Here is a 16,511-nt window from a genome sequence, read left to right as displayed (position 1 = left end):
CGCGACTGCCCTCAACCGACGGAGGCGTCGACGACCGCCTGTCCTACTTCGGTACGTCGGTAGTGCACCTGATGACCCGTACGACGCCGTGAGGCCAGACCCGCGTCGTGGAGAGCGGCCAGATGCTCGGCGACCGTGGCCAGTGCCAATCCGTACTCCGCGGCGAGCGCACTGGTCGTGGACGGCGGGTCCAATGCGACGAGGAGGGTGGCACGGGTGCGACCGAGCAGACGGGCAAGCGGGTCCGGGGGAGCAGGCGCATCGGACCAGAGCCGGGCGGCTCCGCGGGCTGGGTAGACCACGGTGGGTTGGTACGTCGGGTCGACGACCATCACGAGGTACGGCCACTGGAAGACTCCTGGAACGAGGAGGAGTCCCTGGCCGGTGAGCTCTCGATCCTGATCGCGGTGGCGGGCGGCGACCAGGCGGTCGTCCTCCCAGGTGAGCGTCGGGTGCAGGTCGTCGAACAACCCGGCCAGTCCGCCGTCGGTGAGTTGGCGGCCGCGGTAGGCGATGTCGTCCTCGAGGACGCGGCTGATCATTGGCCAGTCGGGCCGGATCAGCGTGGTCCACGCGGTCTCGATCTCGTCCGCGAGCCGTTCCCGAGCTCCGGCCGGGTCCTCGAGCATCCGGTTGATCTCCGGCGCGGCGGGGTTGTTCAGTTCGTCGCGGGACCGGATCAACTCGGCCCGGACCCGATCGAGCGGCGTACTGCGGACGCGCGCGATCTCGGTCGCGAACTTCGCCCGGGACGCCTTCGGCGGCGGGGTCAGGAAGTCAGGCGTGAACCCGACGCGAGGCTGCAGTGCCTTCAATCCGCGCAGATCCAGCTGCGCCGCCGCCTCCCGCTTCGCCGCGACCCACGGCAGGTACAACTGCCGGTGCTTCAGTCCGTGCAGCACCCGCACCGCGGACATCGTCTCCCACAGTTGCGAGGCCCCGAACCGGCACCGCAACGCGTCCTTCTGCGTGAACCGCAACACCGTCATCGCACAGAACTTTCGGCCACACCCAAAACTCTACGCCCGGTCGATCTTCATCGTGCACGCTCGCGGCGTGAGTGTGAGTACCCCGGCGACGTACGGCTATCGATCCGTCCTCCAGGTTCCTGGCATGCGGAGCGTGTTCCTGGCGCACGCGGTGTCGATGGTGGGGACGGTCGCGGCTCAGGTCGCCCTGTCGATCGTGGTGTTCGAGCGGACCGGGTCGGCGTTGTTGTCGGCACTGGTGCTGGTGTGTTCCTTCCTGCCTTATGCGCTGGGCGGAGTACTGCTCTCGTCGGTGGCGGACCGGTTCCCGGCGCGACGGGTGCTCGTGATTTGCGATGTGTTGAGCGCGGTGTGCATCGGGGTGATGGTGATCCCGGGTATGCCGGTGGCCGCGTTGCTCGGGTTGTTGCTGGTGAGCGGGATCATCGCGCCGGTCTTCGCCGGGGCGCGGGCGGCGAGTCTGGCGCAGTTGCTGCCGCAGGACCTCTTCCCGATCGGACGTTCGTTGCTTCGGGCAATCAGCCAGGTGACCGTGCTGATGGGATTCGCGCTGGGCGCGATCGCGGTCGCCGCGATCGGCTCCACCTGGCTGCTCGCGCTCGACTCGGCGACGTTCCTCGCGTCCGCGCTCCTCATCGGGTTCGGTACGCCGTACACCCCGGCTGGCAGCCGTTCGAGCACCACGATCGCCGACTCCTGGACGGGCTTGCGTTACCTGTTCGCCAACGCCCGGCTCCGCAACCTGATCATGCTGACCTGGGTCGCGCCGGCCTTCTCCTCGGTCCCGGACGGACTCGCGGTCGCCTACACCGCCCAAGCGGGTTCGGTGGCCGCGAAGGCGGGCGCTCTCTTCACCGGCTACGCAGCCGGCACAGTACTCGGCGAGCTCGTCGTCGCGCGGTTTCCCCCTTCCACGCGGCGACGGCTCGTCGTTCCCTTGCTGCTCGCCAGTCAGCTCCCCGCAATCGCCTTTGTGGCCACGCCGAACGTCCCGATCGCGGCCGTGCTGCTGGCGATCGCCGGCGCCGGGTACGCGTTCAACCAGGGCATCGACCCGCTGATCCTGCAGGCGGTCGAGCCGTCGTACCGAGGCCGCCTGTTCACCGTCCAGACCAGCGGCCTGATGGCGATCCAGGGCGTGAGTATCGCGCTGGCCGGTGTCGTCGGCACCTTCCTCGCGCCAAACCTCACCATCGCCGCCGCCGGAGTCCTCGGTACGGCGGCCACCCTGCTGATCGCCCGTCAGGCGCTCGACCGCACCACCAGCGGCGCAGTGACGAGCCGTCCCGGCTGATCGGTGTCGCCACTGATCTCCCGCAGCGCGCGCTCGAACAGGCAACGCGCCCGTTCGCGCCGGCGGCCACTGGCAATCTCGCGACCGAGGACCTGCTCTATCTGCTCCGACGGATGGGCTGGAGTACGACGCTCGACCTCGCCGAGACCATTGCCTCGGCCGGGTGGCTGGAGAAGCAACTCGGCAAGACCCTGCCCAGCGCGTTGCTGCGTGCCGGGTCCTTCCCCTGAGTTGCAGTCAGTCCCGGCCCAGAATGCCCTGCTCGTAGCCCTTCGCGACCGCCGCGGCGCGGTCGTTCACGCCGAGCTTGGTGAACAGGTGGCTGAGATGCGTCTTCACCGTCGCTTCGCTGATGAACAGCTCGCGGGCGATCTCGCGGTTCGAGGTGCCCATGGCAACGAGTGCGAGGACCTGGCGTTCCCGGGGAGCCAGCGGACTCGGCGCCGGCGTGCGGACCGCGGAGACCAGACGGGAAGCAACGGCAGGGGAGAGGACCGTCCGCCCGGCCGCCGCTTCGCGCACCGCCGTGAACAGCTCGTCCCGTGGGGCGTCCTTGAGCAGGTAGCCCGTCGCACCGGCCTCGATCGCGGGCACGGTGTCGGCATCGGTGTCCCAGGTGGTGAGGACCAGGACCTTCGCGCGAGCGCCGCGGCGGCTCAGTTCCTTGATGGCGTCGAGCCCGCCGCCGCCCGGCATCCGCAGATCCATCAGGATCACGTCGGGGTCGAGGTCGGCGGCCAGCGCGACCGCCTCCACGCCGTCGGACGCCTCCGCGAGCACGGTGAAGCCGGGCACCGACTCGAACATGCCGCGCAGGCCGTTGCGGACGACCGGATGGTCGTCGACGAGAAGCAGCGAGATCTCACTCATGGAGCACCAACGGTACGCGAGCCGACACCGCCGTACCGGAGCCTGGCTCGGCCTCGACGGTGAGCGAGCCGGCGATCCGTTCGGCCCGGGCGCGCATGCCCTCCAGGCCGAAGCCTCCGGTGCTGCTGCGGGAGGGCAGTGCCATCGGTTCGAACCCCTTGCCGTCGTCGCGGATGTCCAACGTGACCTCGTCGTCCATGAAGCTGAGAGTGACCCCGACCCTGGTCGCGGCCGCGTGCTTGGACACGTTCGCCAAGGCCTCCTGAGTGATACGCAGGAGGGTGGCCGAGACCTCTCCGTGCAGGTGCTCCGCCGTACCCGTCAGCGTGAACTCCGTGCGTACGCCGGTACGGTCCGCCCACTGGTCGACCGTCTTGTGCAGCGCCTCGGGAAGTCCGTCGTACGACAGACCCGCGGGCGCGAGGTTGTGGACCGAGCGGCGGGCCTCGCCCAGGCTGTGCCGGGCCAGTTCGGTCGCGCGGCCGACGTGCTCTCGCGCGGCCTCATGGTCGGACGTGGTCGCAACCGCCTGGAGCTGGGCGATGATGCCGGTCAGGCCCTGGGCGATCGTGTCGTGGATCTCCGCGGCCAGCCGCCGGCGTTCGTCGGCGATGCCCGCTTCCCGTGCCTGGACGAGGAGTTGAGCCTGCAGCGCGGCGTTCTCGTCGCGGGCCTGCTGGAGCTCGAGGATGGTGGCCGCTCGGCCCCGGGACCGTTGTTCTTCCTGTTCGCTGAAGTGGGTGACGAGCGTCAGCATCACGTTGTTGCCCGCCAGCAGGACCGCGAAAACGACCCATTTCATCCCGCCGTCGACCGGGATCCCACTGGTCTGCGCCCCCGCCACCGGGATCGAGCAGGCGAACAGCGCGACTCGTCTCCAGCGTCGGCCGGGAATCAGTTCCTCGGCATCGAAGTACCCCGCCACGGTGTAGAAGGCGAAGAACGGGTTCGTCAGGGTGAGCGCGAAGCCGATCACGTAGCGGATGGCGTAGTACGCGACCGACAGCCGGCTCGGACCGCGGCGGGTGCGGTCGCCCCACCAGAGCTGGAGCAGCACGGCCGCGACGACGAGGGTCGCGGCCGTGATCTGTCGAGCCGCGGTCGGCATGATCAGCTCGACCGTGGCGGCCGACAGGAGGGCTCCGAGGACGAGCAGACCTAGCGGCTGCCACCGCCGGAACACCTCTTGCCGCCGATCGATGTCCGCTTCCGCTGTCGTCACCCTGTCAGTCTCCTACTCCCAGCGGAACCAGCGGATGGCGGCCGCCGAGAGCACGATCGCCCAGGCGGCGAGTACGCCGAGGTGCGACCACGCCGGCCAGTCTCCGGCCGCGGCCTGGCCCAGCGCACGGGCCGCCGCTCCGAAGGGGGTCGCCTCGACGATGTGCCGGAGGACATCCGGCATGTTCTGCACCGGCAGCCACACACCGGCGCAGAACATGCTCGGGAAGAACACCGCGGAGCCGATCGCGCTGGCGACCTTCGCCGTACCGGCGAGTGCGGTCACGAGCGCACCGATGGCCAGCGCGACGGCGGCGGTGAGCAGCAGCGCCAGCGCGTACCCGAACGCCTGCTGCGGAAGCTTCACGTCGAAGGCGAGCCGACCGATGGTGAGGCAGACCAGCGCCGACACCAGCGCCGTGGCGCCGTTCAGTCCCATCTGCGCGATCAGCAGGGCGGACGGACGGACCGGAGTCGCCGACATCCGGCGCAGGATGCCGCGCTCGCGATAGCCGGTGATGACCGGCGGCATCGTCTGCAGGCCGGTCACGATCAGCGCGACCAGCACCAGGATGGGCACATACAGGTCGATCAGGCGGAGGCCGCCGAGTCCGGCGTCGACTTTCCGGAACGACGGGATGCTGCCGAGGATGACCAGCAGCACGGGCGGGAAACCCAGCGTCCAGAAGAGGATGCCCGGCTCGCGCCGGAACAGCCTGGCCTCGGTACGCAGTACGGCGGCGAACGGAGAGGCAGTGCCGCGAGGAGTCGCGGCCGGAACGGTGGCGGTGGTGGTCATCATGCAGCTCCGGTCAGGTCGAGGAAGGCGTCGTCCAGCGTGGCGTCGGTGACCCTGAGCTGGTGCGCGGTGATGCGGTGCCGGGCGAGGAGCGAGAGCAACGCCGTGACGGTGTCGTCGGTCCCGCCGAGCGTGATCCGGTCGTCCTTGTACTCGGCGGAAGCCAGCGCCGGCAGTGCGGCGAGCTCCTCCTCGTCGAGCGGTGCCGATGGTGTGAACGAGATGACGGTCGATCCGGCCGTCCGGCTGATCAGGCCACGCGGTGTGTCGAGCGCGGTGATGCGGCCCTTGTCGATCAGGGCGATCCGGTCGCACAGCCGCTGCGCTTCCTCCATGAAGTGCGTGACGAGCAGAACGGTGACGCCGCGCGCACGAACGTCCTCGACGATCTCCCAGGTGTCGCGGCGGGCGCGCGGGTCGAGCCCGGTCGTAAGCTCGTCGAGGACGACCACCCTGGGGTTGCCGATCAGCGCGAGTGCGATGAACAGCCGCTGCTTCTGGCCGCCGCTGAGGACGCCGAACCGGGTCTTCAGGTGAGCGGTCAGGCCGAGGCGCTCGGCCAGCGGCCGCCAGTCGGCCGGGTTCGGGTACAAGGCGGCGTACAGCTCGAGGGCCTCGCGCACGGTGAGCTTCGCCTGCAGCTCGCTCTCCTGGAGCTGGGCGCCGAGGACCTGGGTCACCGCCGCGTGATCGGCGACCGGGTCGAGCCCGGCGACCCGGATCCGGCCCGCGTCGGGGACCCGCAGGCCCTCGATGGACTCGACCGTGGTCGTCTTGCCGGCACCGTTCGGACCGAGGATCCCGAAGATCTCGCCCTCCTCGACGGTGAACGACACACCGTCGACGACGGTCCGGTCGTCGTAGGACTTGCGCAGATTACTGACTTCGACGACAGCCCCGCGGGCCGCCGTTCTCGTACTCGCCGTGGTCATACACCGAGCCTCGCGGACGACCCACCCAACCCACATCGCCCATCAAGATCGACCCACCATCAACCAATCGGCTGATACCGGGGTACGCCGCCTACTTCGTGTAGAGGGCCTCGACGTCGGCCTCGTGGTTTTTCATCACGATGTGGCGGCGGAGCGAGAGCTTGAGGGACAGTTCGCCGGTCTCCTGCGTCCAGTCGGTCTCGAGGATGTGGAACTTCTTGATTCCCTCAGCCTTGGAGACCGAGCCGTTGGCTTCGTTGACGGCCTTCTGGATCTCGGCGATCAGGTCTTCGTCGGCGGTCAGGGACGCGACGTCGGTGGGCTTCCCGCGCTCTGTTGCCCACGGCACGATTGTCTCCGGGTCGATCGTGATCAGTGCCGCGATGAACGGTTTGCCGTCGCCGACGACCATGCACTGACTGACCAGCGGGTGCAGCCGGATCTGGTCCTCCAGTACGGTCGGCGCGACGTTCTTGCCGCCCGCGGTGACCAGGATCTCCTTCTTCCGGCCGGTGATCTTGATGAAGCCGTCGACGTCGAACTCACCCAGGTCGCCGGTGTGGAACCAGCCGTCCGCGTCGATCGCGGCGGCGGTCGCCTCGTCGTTCTTCCAGTAGCCCTGCATCACCTGGCCGCCCTTGAACAGCAGCTCGCCGTCGCCCGCGACCCCGACCGAGACCCCGGGCAGCGGCCGGCCGACGGTCCCGATGCGGATGTCGTCAGGCAGGTTCACCGCCACCGCGGCCGTGGTCTCGGTCAGGCCGTAGCCCTCCAGCACCGGTACGCCGATGCCGCGGAAGAAATGGCCGAGCCGGTCACCCAGCGGCGCGCCGCCGGAGACGGCGTACTGCACCTGGCCGCCGAGGACGTTGCGGAGCTTGCTGTAGACGAGCCGGTCGAACAGTGCGTGCTTGGCCTTCAGCCCGAACGACGCGCCGCCCTTGTCCTGCGACTGCGAGTACGCGATCGCGGTGTCCGCGGCAGCGTCGAAGATCTTGCCCTTGCCCTCCGAATGCGCCTTCTGGCTGGCCGAGTTGAACACCTTCTCGAACACCCGCGGCACGCTGAGGATGAACGTCGGCTTGAACTCGCCGAGGTCGGGCACCAGGTTCTTCACGTCGGCGGTGTGGCCGACCTTGACCATCTTCATCACGCAGCCGACCTGGATGATCCGGGCGAACACGTGGGCCAGCGGCAGGAACAGCAGCGTGCTCGCGCCGTTGACGTCGAACAGGCCGTCCAGGATCTTCACCGCCGGGCCGAGCTCGTCCAGGAAGTTCGAGTGGCTGATCTTGCAGCCCTTCGGGCGGCCCGTCGTACCGGAGGTGTAGATGAGCGTGGCCAGGTCGCTCGGCACGACCGCCGTACGGCGCTTGTCGAACTCGGAGTCGCTGATCTCCTGGCCGAGCACGGTCAGCTCGTCGACCGCTCCCGCCTCGATCTGCCAGACCTCCTGCAGGTGCGGCGCCTCTGACCGGGCGGACTCGACCACCGCGCCGTGCGCGGCGTTCTCGGTGATCGCGACGACCGCGTCGGAGTCGGTCAGGATCCACTGCACCTGCGACGCCGACGAGGTCTCGTAGATCGGCACCGTGACCGCGCCGATGGTCCAGATCGCGTAGTCGATCAGGGTCCACTCGTACCGGGTGGCGCTGAGCAGGGCGACCCGGTCGCCGTGCTTCACGCCGGCCGCGATCAGGCCCTTCGCGACGCCGGTCACCTGGCGGGCGAACTCGGCCGCGGAGACGTCGAGCCAGCCTCCCCCTGAGTCCGACCCGACCCGCCGGCTGAACACAGCGGTGTCAGGATGGGAGGACGCGTTCGCCCAGACGGGGTCGCTCAGGCTCCCGGTGGGTGGCTCGGTCACAGCAGGAACGGTGTACTCACGCATCCGCGTCTCCTCAGTCGGTCACGAATTGTCGACTTCCGGCGCACGCTACAGTCACCTACCCATAAGTAGCCAGGTTCATGTGACCCAAGGAACAGGTGCCCGCAGCAATGCCCACGCTCGACCTCAGTTGCGACGACCTGGTCGTTGCTGATCCAGCCTACGTCGCCGAGCGGCTCGGTTCGGACACCCTCTGGCGCGAGTGGTGGCCGGACCTGACCCTGACCCCGTCCGAGCGGCGCGGCCTGGAGGGCGTGCGCTGGTCGGTGACCGGCGCGGCCGTCGGTACGGCGGAGTGGTGGCTGGAGCCGGTCCGCGACGGGGTCGTGGTGCATTGGTACCTGCGTGTCGATCCGCGCCGGCCGGTCCGCGGCCGGGCTCTGGCCAGGCTGGGTGAGCGGTACGTCGCGGCGTACCGGGAGCGGATGTGGCGGTTCAAGGACGAAGCCGAGGCAGGCCGCGCGGCGGGCGAGCACCGTCCCGGATCCGATCCCGCGATAGTCTCCGGTGAGGACACCGCACCCGGCCGTCCTCGCATCACTCGTCCCACCGGTTCCCGCACCACCAGCCCCGGCAACTAGCATCACCACGCACTTTCAGTTCTTGCAGTTCCCATCAGCTCCCGCACCACCAGCCCTGGCAGTTAAGAGGTGTATCAATGGCGGAACAGACCACCTCGACCATCGTGGTGAACGCGACCCCGAAGCAGATCATGGCGGTGATCGCGGACTTCGCGGCGTACCCGGAATGGGCCGACTCGATGCGGGAGACCGAGGTGCTGTCCACCGACGAGGCCGGCCGGCCGAAGCAGGTACGCTTCCGGGTCGACGCCGGGGCGATCTCGGACGAGTACACGCTGGCGTACACGTGGTCCCGCAACGAGGTGACCTGGACGCTGGTGCAGGCCAAGATGGTGAAGGGGATGGACGGCGCCTATGTGCTGCGCGACCTGGGTCCTGACGGCCAGGAGGGGACCGAGGTGACGTACCGGCTCGCTGTGGACGTGGCGATCCCGATGATCGGCATGCTCAAGCGCAAGGCCGAGAAGGTCATCATCGACACCGCCCTGAAGGGCCTCAAGAAGCGCGTCGAGTCGTAAGTCCGTGACTCGGGTCCTGCTGTACACGGGTAAGGGCGGCGTAGGCAAGACGACCTCCGCCGCGGGAACGGCCACGCTCGCCGCGCTGCGCGGGCTGCGCACGCTGGTGCTGTCGACCGATGCCGCGCACTCGCTGTCGGACGCGTTCGACTGCGAGGTCGGTGGTGAGCCGACCGAGGTCGACGACCTGCTGTTCGTGCAGCAGATCGACGCGCAGCGCCGGTTCGAGCGGTCCTGGGGCGACATCCAGGCGTACCTGCGCTCGGTGCTGAACATGGTCGGCGTCGACCCGATGGAGGCCGAGGAGCTGACCGTGCTGCCCGGTGCGGAGGAGGTGCTCGCGCTGCTCGAGGTGCGCGACCACTTCCGGTCCGGGCGCTGGGACGTGATCGTCGTCGACTGCGCGCCGACCGCCGAGACGCTCCGCCTGCTGGCGTTGCCCGAGGCCCTGAACTGGTACATGGGCCGCATCTTCAACGCCGAGCGCAAGGTGATGCGGACCTTCCGGCCGTTCCTGAGTCGTCCGTCGGGCATCCCGGTGCCGGACGACACAGTCTTCGACGCGCTGCGGCGGTTGCAGAGCGACCTGTCGGACATCCGCACGTTGCTGGCTGGTCCGGACGCATCGGTGCGGTTGGTGCTCACGCCGGAGGCTGTGGTCGTCGCTGAGGCGCGGCGTTCGCTGACTCGCCTGTCGCTGTACGGCTACCGCGTGGACGGTGTCGTGGCGAACCGCGTGTTCCCGGCCGCGGGTGCGGACTCTTGGCGGCGTCAGTGGGTCGCGGCGCAACGCGGGATCCTCGAGGAGGTCGCCGACTCGTTCCGGCCGTTGCCGATCTGGGAATCGCCGTACCGGGTCTGTGAGCCGGTGGGCGTCGAGGAACTGGCCGCCTTCGCGGTCGAGATGTACGGCGGAGACGACCCGTTCGCCCGGGCCACGGACGAGACGTCGCTGTGGGTGGACCGGCACATCGACACCGACGGCCGCACGTACACGCTGACCATGCCGTTGCCGCTGGCCTCAGCGAGCGAGCTGGAGCTGGCCCGGCATGGCGACGAGCTGATCATCACGGTCGGGTCGTACCGCCGGGTGCTGCCGCTTCCGGCGGCGCTCGCCCGTGGAGTGGTCGCGGGTGCACGACTGGACGAGGGACGGCTGCAGGTGCGGTTCGCTCCGCGCGAGTCGGCGCGTCCGGTGCCGTCCGGCGAGGTGCCGAGCGGGAGTGGACCGCTGGAGTCCGCGCAGGAGTTGGCGCAGGGCCTGACAGCGGAGTACCACGAGCAGCTGTCACAGCAGCGTGCGCGCGAGACAGCGATCGGGGAGGGCCGTTGAGTAAGGAGCCGGTCGGTAGCCTCGCCGAGGAGGCGGCCAAGCTGTTCGCCGTACTCCAGCATGCGGCTGATGTGGATGCGACGAAGCATTCCGAACAGACACCTGCAGCGGATGAAGAGCACCAGCACAAGCTCGGGCCGGACTGCGTCTGGTGCCCGGTCTGCCAGCTGATCCACAAGGTGCGGAACACCAGCCCGGAGACGATCGAGCAGCTGTCCACCGCGGCCGCGCACGTACTCGGCTCGGTGCGATCGTTGCTGGAGGCAGCCGCTGCGGCAGCCCGGCAGGCCCAGGAGGACGCAGCGTCGCGCCCCGCCAAGCAGGAGGACGAGCCGAGCCGGCCGAAGGTGGACCGGATCGACGTGAGTGAGGACCCCGAACCATGGGACTGACCATCGGCATCGATGTCGGCGGAACGAAGATCGCGGCAGGCGTCGTCGACGCGGACGGCACGATCGGTGCCCGCGCGCATCGCGACACCCCGGCGGACTCGGTCGACGAGACCGCGGCGGCGATCTGCGACGCCGCGGCCGAGCTGATCGCCGCGCACGACGTGGAGGCGGTCGGGATCGGCGCCGCCGGGTTCGTGTCCTCGGACCGGTCGACGGTGCTGTTCGCGCCGAACCTCGCCTGGCGGGACGAGCCGCTCGGCCGCCGGGTCGCGGAGCAGCTGAAGATCCCGGTCGTGGTCGAGAACGACGCGAACGCGGCGGCCTGGGGTGAGTTCGCCTTCGGCGCCGCGAAGGACGTCGAGCACATGCTCTGTCTGACCATCGGCACCGGGATCGGCGGCGGGGTCGTCATCGGCGGCGAGTTGCTGCGCGGTGCTTATGGCGTGGCGGCCGAGCTCGGCCACATGCGCGTCGTACCGGGTGGGCATCGGTGTGGGTGTGGATCGCGGGGGTGCTTGGAGCAGTACGCGTCCGGGCGTGCGCTGGTCCGTGAGGGGCGGGCGCAGGCGGAGGCAGGTTCGCTGGCGGCGATGCAGATGCTGACCGAGTGCGGTATCTCCGACCCGGCCGAGCTGACCGGGCCGATGATCACCGAGGCAGCGGCCGCCGGAGACCCGTGTGCGGTCGAACTGCTGGAGGACCTCGGCCGCTGGCTGGGGGAGGGCCTGGCGAGTCTCGCCACCATGTTCGACCCGACCACGATCGTGATCGGCGGCGGCGTGAGTGCGGCGAAGGACCTGCTGATGAAGTCCGCCCAGGTCGCCTTCGAGCGGAACCTGCCGGCCAAGGCCAACCGCCCGCACCCGTCGTTCGGGCTGGCCGAACTGGGCAACGACGCCGGCCTGATCGGCGCCGCCGACCTGGCCCGTCGCCCCGCCCCACCCGCGGAGAAGACCCGGTGATCGGCGCCGCGCGGGATACTGGAGTCAGGTCGTGTCTGCTGGTCACGCGCCGTAGCGAGCAGACACGACCTAGTCCGGCGGGGGCTGGGGGTACGGCGAGGAGGGTCGTGCAGTGGCTCTGACGCAGGCTTTGACGATCGGGATCGACATCGGCGGGACCAAGGTCGCCGCCGGGGTGGTCGACCCGGAGGCCAACATCCTGGACCGGGTGCGGCGGGACACGCCGACGACGGATCCGAAGGAGACCGAGGACGCGATCGCGGAGATCGTCCGCGACCTGGAGTCCCGGCACGACGTGATCGCGGTCGGCATCGGCGCGGCCGGGTTCGTCGACGGGACCCGGTCGTCGGTGCTGTTCGCACCGCACCTGGCCTGGCGGCACGAGCCGCTGCGGGACGCGGTCGAGCGCAGGCTCGGGCTGCCGGTCGTGGTCGAGAACGACGCGAACGCGGCGGCTTGGTCGGAGTGGCGCTTCGGCGGCGGGCAGGGTGAGAGCCACCTGGTCTGTGTCACGCTCGGCACCGGCATCGGCGGCGCGATCCTGAACGACGGTGCGCTGCAGCGCGGGAAGTTCGGTATCGCGGGCGAGTTCGGGCACATGCAGGTCGTGCCGGGCGGGCATCGGTGCGAGTGCGGCAACCGCGGCTGCTGGGAGCAGTACGCGTCCGGCAACGCGCTGACCCGGGAGGCGCGGGAGCTGGCGCTGTCGGGTTCGCCGGTGGCGCACAACCTGTTGCGCGCGGCCGGCGGCGATCCGCGCAAGATCAACGGTCCGATGGTGACCGAGCTGGCCAAGGACGGCGATCCGGTAGCGGTCGAGTTGCTCGAGGACGTCGGCCGGTGGCTCGGGATCGGTCTGGCCAACCTGGCCGCCGCGCTGGATCCGGGCACGTTCGTGATCGGTGGCGGTGTGTCGGACGCTGGGGAGCTGCTGCTGGCGCCGGCCCGGGAGGCGTTCAAGCGGACGCTGACCGGTCGCGGGTTCCGACCGGAGGCGCGAATCGTGCGTGCTGTCCTCGGCCCGGAGGCTGGTCTCGTCGGTGCTGCTGACCTCGCTCGGGAAGAGGCGACCTGGTTGCGCCGGGTCCGCGTGAAGACGACCGCCGTGACCGCGAAGACCGCGGCCGCCCGGAGTCGCTCCACGCGGCTCGAACGAGCAGCCCGCAAGTCGGCCGCCCGGCGTACCGGAATGCGCGCCGACCCCGACCTCCAGCACGCGGACCTGAACGGCGACCCTGAAGCATGAGTGAAGGCCCGCCTCTGCTGCGGGTGTTGTCGTACAACGTGCATCGGTGGGGGGATGATCGGGCTGCGCTCGCGCGGGTGGTGAGGGTGTGTGCGCCGGACGTGATGCTGGTGCAGGAAGCGCCGACCTGGTGGGGGACCCGGCGGAAGCGGCGTGCGATGGCGGCGAGCTTCGGCATGCTGTACGTCGCCGCGTCGGCCCGGAACGCGATCCTGGTTGCCGATGGCACCGATCTGGTGGAGCCGCTGCACTGGCGGATCTGGCGCCCGTTCGTACGACGCCGGCTCAACCTCATCGCGACCCAGCTCCCCGGCGGCGCCGTCGGCGGCCGCGTCACCCTCGGCCCGACGAATCTGGCCTTGATCGTCTGCCACCTCGGCCTGCACATCCGCGGCCGCCGGCACGAACTCGAACAGGTCCTGCGAGGCTGCCGCTCCTTCAACCTCCCGTACCTCCTCGTCGGCGATCTCAACGAAGAGCCCGACGGCCCGGTCTGGAAGCGTCTCGCCGCCGAGGGCCTCACCGACCTCGGCGCCGACGCCGGCCCGACGTACAGCTCCTCCAACCCCCACAAGCGCATCGACGGCGCCCACGCCAGTCCCAACCTGACTGCCCGCATCATCCCCGTCCCCGCCTCGGCGCGCCCCGACCTCCCCGCCGCATCGGACCACCTCCCGATGCTGATCGAGCTCAGTTCGCCAGGAATCGGTTGACCTCGCTGACCAGCACCGGCCAGGCGGCTTCGTGCTCGGTGATGATGTGGTTGCCGCTGTCCAGGAACACCAGCCGGCTGCCCGGGATGAGCTTGGCCAGTTCGTGCGCCTGCGACTCGGGCACCCGGATGTCGCGCCGTGCATGCACGATCAGAGTGGGACAGCGAACATTCGGCGCCACGGCTGAGACATCGATGTGCGCGAACGCGTCCAGGAACCGTACGACGTTCTCCACGGACGTGGTGGCCCGCTGCAGTTCGTTGAACGCGTCCCACGTCTCCCGCGGCGCGTCCGGCAGGAACTGGCTGGCGAACACCTGCCGGAACGTCGCGTCGTCGCGGCGCCAGCTCACTCGTCCCAGCGCCAGGTCGAGGGATGCCTCCTGCCGCTCCTCGTCGGAGGTCGCACGGGCGAGCCGGCCGCGTGAGTAGGCACCGACCAGAACGAGCCGGCTGACCCGGTCCGGGTGCCGTACGGCGTACTCGATCGCGACCGCGCCGCCCTGCGAGACACCGAGCAAGGGGAACCGGTCCACGCCGGCGGAGTCGGCCACGACTTCGAGATCCTCGACCCACGCGTCGAGACCGAACTCGGACACGTCCCAGTCCGAGAGTCCGCTGCCGCGTTCGTCATACCGGACCAGGTAGTGGGCACCCGCGAGCCACTGGATCCAGTGCCGCCAGATGACGCTGCTCCATTCGTGGTCGAGGTGCGTGAGCCAGTTCGCGGCCTTCACCAGCGGCGGGCCCTCGCCACAGACCGCGAACGCGAGTCGTACGCCGTCGGGGGAGTCGCAGTAGTGGATCTCCTGGACCATCCGCGCCGCCGGAACCGGCGGCAGGCCCGGATCGCCCATCACCTCGACCGCCGCGACGAAGCGGTAACCGACCCCGTGCACCGTGGCGATCACTTCCTGCCGGTGCCCGTCGTCCCCCACGGCGCGGCGAGCGTCCTTCAGCCGGCTGGTCAGCGCGGACTCGCTGACGAAGCGGTTTCCCCAGACCGCGTCGAGAAGCTCGACCTTGGGTACGACGCGATCGCGGTGCTCGATCAGATGGACCAGGACACCGAACACCTGGCGCTCGACGCGCACCTGATCGCCGCCCCGCCGGAGTACGAAACCGCGGGGATCCACTTCGCAGTCGCGGAAGCGATACATCGTCAGGCCCCTCCGATCGAGTCTGCCACGATCCGGCCGCGGCGTGGACCGCAGTCGATCTCGGGATCTCTGCACATCTTCTTCATGACTCGCGGGCGCGGGAGCTGCGACGGTGATCCGACGGGTGGCGGCTAGGGGTGGCCGCCCCCGTTCCATCCAAGGGGGAGTTTCATCATGAACGACGACCGACTGGGCCACGCCGTGGTCATCGGCGGCAGCATGGCCGGCATCCTGACCGCACGGGTGCTGGCCGACCGGTTCGACCAGGTCACCATCATCGAGCGCGACCGGCTGCCTGACGGCCCGGAGGTCCGCAAGGGGGTGCCACAGACGCGCCATCTGCACGCCTTCTGGGCCGGTGGGATGGAGGTCGTCGAGCGCTTGTTGCCCGGCGTCGGGAGCGACTTGATCGCCGCGGGTGCGGTGCCGTTGGGCTTGCCGACGGAGATGGCCTGGCTGACGCCCTCGGGTCGATGGAGCCAAGCGTTCCCGGCGAGCCAGCGGATCGTTTCGTCCACCCGTGCATTGCTCGAGTGGACCGTGCGCAGCCACGTGGAGAAGCTGACCAACCTCCGCTTCTTCACCGAGCACGAGGTCACCGGCCTGAACGTTCGGCCGCCGGGCGAGGTGGCCGGGCTGAGGCTACGGGATCGCCGCTCGGGGGCCACCGCTGAGCTGCCCGCCGATCTGGTCGTTGATGCGAGCGGCCGTGGCTCGAAGCTTCCCGAGTGGCTGGCGGACGCCGGCTTCGCGGCTCCGGAGGAGAGCACCATCGACTCGTTCCTCGGCTACGCGACCAGGATGTTCGAGATTCCTGCCGGGTTCACCGCTCGCTGGAACGCGGTCTATCTCCAGCCCGCTCCGCCGGTCCACTCGCGTGGCGGGATCATGTTCCCGATCGAGGGGAACCGGTGGGTGCTGACGCTGATCGGTGGTGGTGGGGACTACCCGCCGACCGACGAGCAAGGGTTCCGCGACTTCGCGGCCAGCCTGCGCAGCCCGCTGCTGTCCGACATCATCGATGTCGCCGAACCGGCCTCGCCGATCTGGGGTTACCGCCGTACGGCGAATCGCTGGCGCCACTACGAGAAGCTGGCCATGCCCGGGCGCCTGCTCGTGATCGGCGACAGTCTGTGCGCCTTCAACCCGGCGTACGGGCAGGGGATGACGGTCGCGGCGAAGGAGGCGGAGATGCTGACGGGGATCCTGGCAGAGTGCCGTACGTCGGCGGATCTGCCTCGTGCCCTCGAGGGTGCACAGGGTGTGATCGCCACCCGGGTCAAGGGGTCATGGATGCTGGCGACCGGTTCAGACCTGCGGTATCCGACGACCGTCGGCGCGACTCAGACCCGGATGGACAAGGTCGTCAACAAGTACCTCGACCGTGTCCTGGCCGCGGTCCCCGTCGACGCCGCCGTGAGTGCCGCGTTCCTGCGCGTGCTCAACCTGATCGACGAGCCGCAAGCCCTGTTCTCGCCAAGGCTGATGCCACGCCTAGTGAGGAGCCGACGCCGGCTGCCCGTCGTCCCGAACGACTTCGTCGTCGACCGGCAACTGTCCAGCACCGAGCGCCGCCAGTAGCGGCGCTCCTGGGTGGGTCTCAGTGGGGGCGGC

Annotated in this window: 16 protein-coding genes; 9 read left to right on the top strand and 7 right to left on the bottom strand. The window is 69.6% G+C overall.

Going from position 1 to position 16,511, the window contains the following annotated elements; genetic code table 11:
- Nucleotides 1-11: 11 nt before the first annotated feature.
- Complete coding sequence (locus E0H75_RS17910) at nt 12-989, bottom strand: ArsR/SmtB family transcription factor (RefSeq protein WP_202873024.1); 978 nt, start codon at nt 987-989, stop codon at nt 12-14.
- A gap of 67 nt (nt 990-1,056) precedes the next feature.
- Between E0H75_RS17910 and E0H75_RS17905 the strand changes: the two genes are divergently transcribed.
- Nucleotides 1,057-2,283: an MFS transporter gene (locus E0H75_RS17905; RefSeq protein WP_238163095.1), complete on the top strand. Its 1,227-nt coding sequence runs from the start codon at nt 1,057-1,059 to the stop codon at nt 2,281-2,283.
- A 237-nt stretch (nt 2,284-2,520) separates the two neighbouring features.
- Here the strand turns inward: E0H75_RS17905 and E0H75_RS17900 are convergent, their stop codons facing one another.
- The 5 genes from E0H75_RS17900 to E0H75_RS17880 form a co-directional block, all read right to left on the bottom strand.
- Nucleotides 2,521-3,153 carry a response regulator gene (locus E0H75_RS17900; RefSeq protein ID WP_131514658.1) on the bottom strand — a complete coding sequence of 211 codons (633 nt, stop codon included), beginning with the start codon at nt 3,151-3,153 and terminating at the stop codon, nt 2,521-2,523.
- On the bottom strand, nt 3,146-4,375 hold the full coding sequence (locus E0H75_RS17895) for a sensor histidine kinase (RefSeq protein WP_131514657.1): 1,230 nt from the start codon (nt 4,373-4,375) through the stop codon (nt 3,146-3,148). Before E0H75_RS17895 ends, E0H75_RS17900 begins: the two co-directional genes overlap by 8 nt.
- A gap of 12 nt (nt 4,376-4,387) precedes the next feature.
- The gene (locus tag E0H75_RS17890) at nt 4,388-5,176 is read right to left on the bottom strand and encodes an ABC transporter permease (RefSeq protein ID WP_238163094.1); all 789 of its coding nucleotides are present in this window, start codon (nt 5,174-5,176) and stop codon (nt 4,388-4,390) included.
- Nucleotides 5,173-6,105: an ABC transporter ATP-binding protein gene (locus E0H75_RS17885; protein ID WP_131514656.1), complete on the bottom strand. Its 933-nt coding sequence runs from the start codon at nt 6,103-6,105 to the stop codon at nt 5,173-5,175. Before E0H75_RS17885 ends, E0H75_RS17890 begins: the two co-directional genes overlap by 4 nt.
- A 91-nt stretch (nt 6,106-6,196) precedes the next feature.
- Nucleotides 6,197-7,996: an AMP-dependent synthetase/ligase gene (locus tag E0H75_RS17880; protein ID WP_131514655.1), complete on the bottom strand. Its 1,800-nt coding sequence runs from the start codon at nt 7,994-7,996 to the stop codon at nt 6,197-6,199.
- 107 nt (nt 7,997-8,103) lie between these two features.
- Between E0H75_RS17880 and E0H75_RS17875 the strand changes: the two genes are divergently transcribed.
- The 7 genes from E0H75_RS17875 (at nt 8,104) to E0H75_RS17845 (ending at nt 13,738) form a co-directional block, all read left to right on the top strand.
- Nucleotides 8,104-8,574 (top strand): hypothetical protein, encoded by a 471-nt coding sequence (locus E0H75_RS17875; protein WP_202873023.1) that lies wholly within the window; start codon nt 8,104-8,106, stop codon nt 8,572-8,574.
- 77 nt (nt 8,575-8,651) lie between these two features.
- Nucleotides 8,652-9,092, top strand: coding sequence for an SRPBCC family protein (locus E0H75_RS17870; RefSeq protein ID WP_131514654.1), 441 nt, complete (start codon nt 8,652-8,654; stop codon nt 9,090-9,092).
- Between the two features lie 4 nt (nt 9,093-9,096).
- Nucleotides 9,097-10,425 (top strand): ArsA family ATPase, encoded by a 1,329-nt coding sequence (locus E0H75_RS17865; RefSeq protein WP_131514653.1) that lies wholly within the window; start codon nt 9,097-9,099, stop codon nt 10,423-10,425.
- On the top strand, nt 10,422-10,817 hold the full coding sequence (locus E0H75_RS17860; protein WP_131514652.1) for a hypothetical protein: 396 nt from the start codon (nt 10,422-10,424) through the stop codon (nt 10,815-10,817). Before E0H75_RS17865 ends, E0H75_RS17860 begins: the two co-directional genes overlap by 4 nt.
- On the top strand, nt 10,808-11,779 hold the full coding sequence (locus tag E0H75_RS17855; RefSeq protein ID WP_131514651.1) for an ROK family glucokinase: 972 nt from the start codon (nt 10,808-10,810) through the stop codon (nt 11,777-11,779). The genes E0H75_RS17860 and E0H75_RS17855 overlap by 10 nt, the downstream gene beginning before the upstream one ends.
- A 112-nt stretch (nt 11,780-11,891) precedes the next feature.
- Nucleotides 11,892-13,025 (top strand): ROK family glucokinase, encoded by a 1,134-nt coding sequence (locus E0H75_RS17850; RefSeq protein WP_131514650.1) that lies wholly within the window; start codon nt 11,892-11,894, stop codon nt 13,023-13,025.
- Nucleotides 13,022-13,738, top strand: coding sequence for an endonuclease/exonuclease/phosphatase family protein (locus tag E0H75_RS17845; RefSeq protein WP_131514649.1), 717 nt, complete (start codon nt 13,022-13,024; stop codon nt 13,736-13,738). Before E0H75_RS17850 ends, E0H75_RS17845 begins: the two co-directional genes overlap by 4 nt.
- Here E0H75_RS17845 and E0H75_RS17840 read toward each other — a convergent pair.
- Nucleotides 13,716-14,897: an alpha/beta hydrolase gene (locus tag E0H75_RS17840; protein ID WP_131514648.1), complete on the bottom strand. Its 1,182-nt coding sequence runs from the start codon at nt 14,895-14,897 to the stop codon at nt 13,716-13,718. The genes E0H75_RS17845 and E0H75_RS17840 overlap by 23 nt on opposite strands.
- Nucleotides 14,898-15,071: 174 nt before the next feature.
- Between E0H75_RS17840 and E0H75_RS17835 the strand changes: the two genes are divergently transcribed.
- A complete protein-coding gene (locus E0H75_RS17835; RefSeq protein ID WP_131514647.1) occupies nt 15,072-16,478 on the top strand; it encodes an FAD-dependent oxidoreductase in 1,407 nt (468 codons plus the stop codon).
- Nucleotides 16,479-16,511: the final 33 nt, after the last annotated feature.

Origin of the sequence: Kribbella capetownensis, from assembly GCF_004331485.1 — a bacterium.
In the GTDB taxonomy this organism is placed as follows: domain Bacteria; phylum Actinomycetota; class Actinomycetes; order Propionibacteriales; family Kribbellaceae; genus Kribbella; species Kribbella capetownensis.
This window is presented reverse-complemented; position numbering and strand designations above follow the sequence as displayed.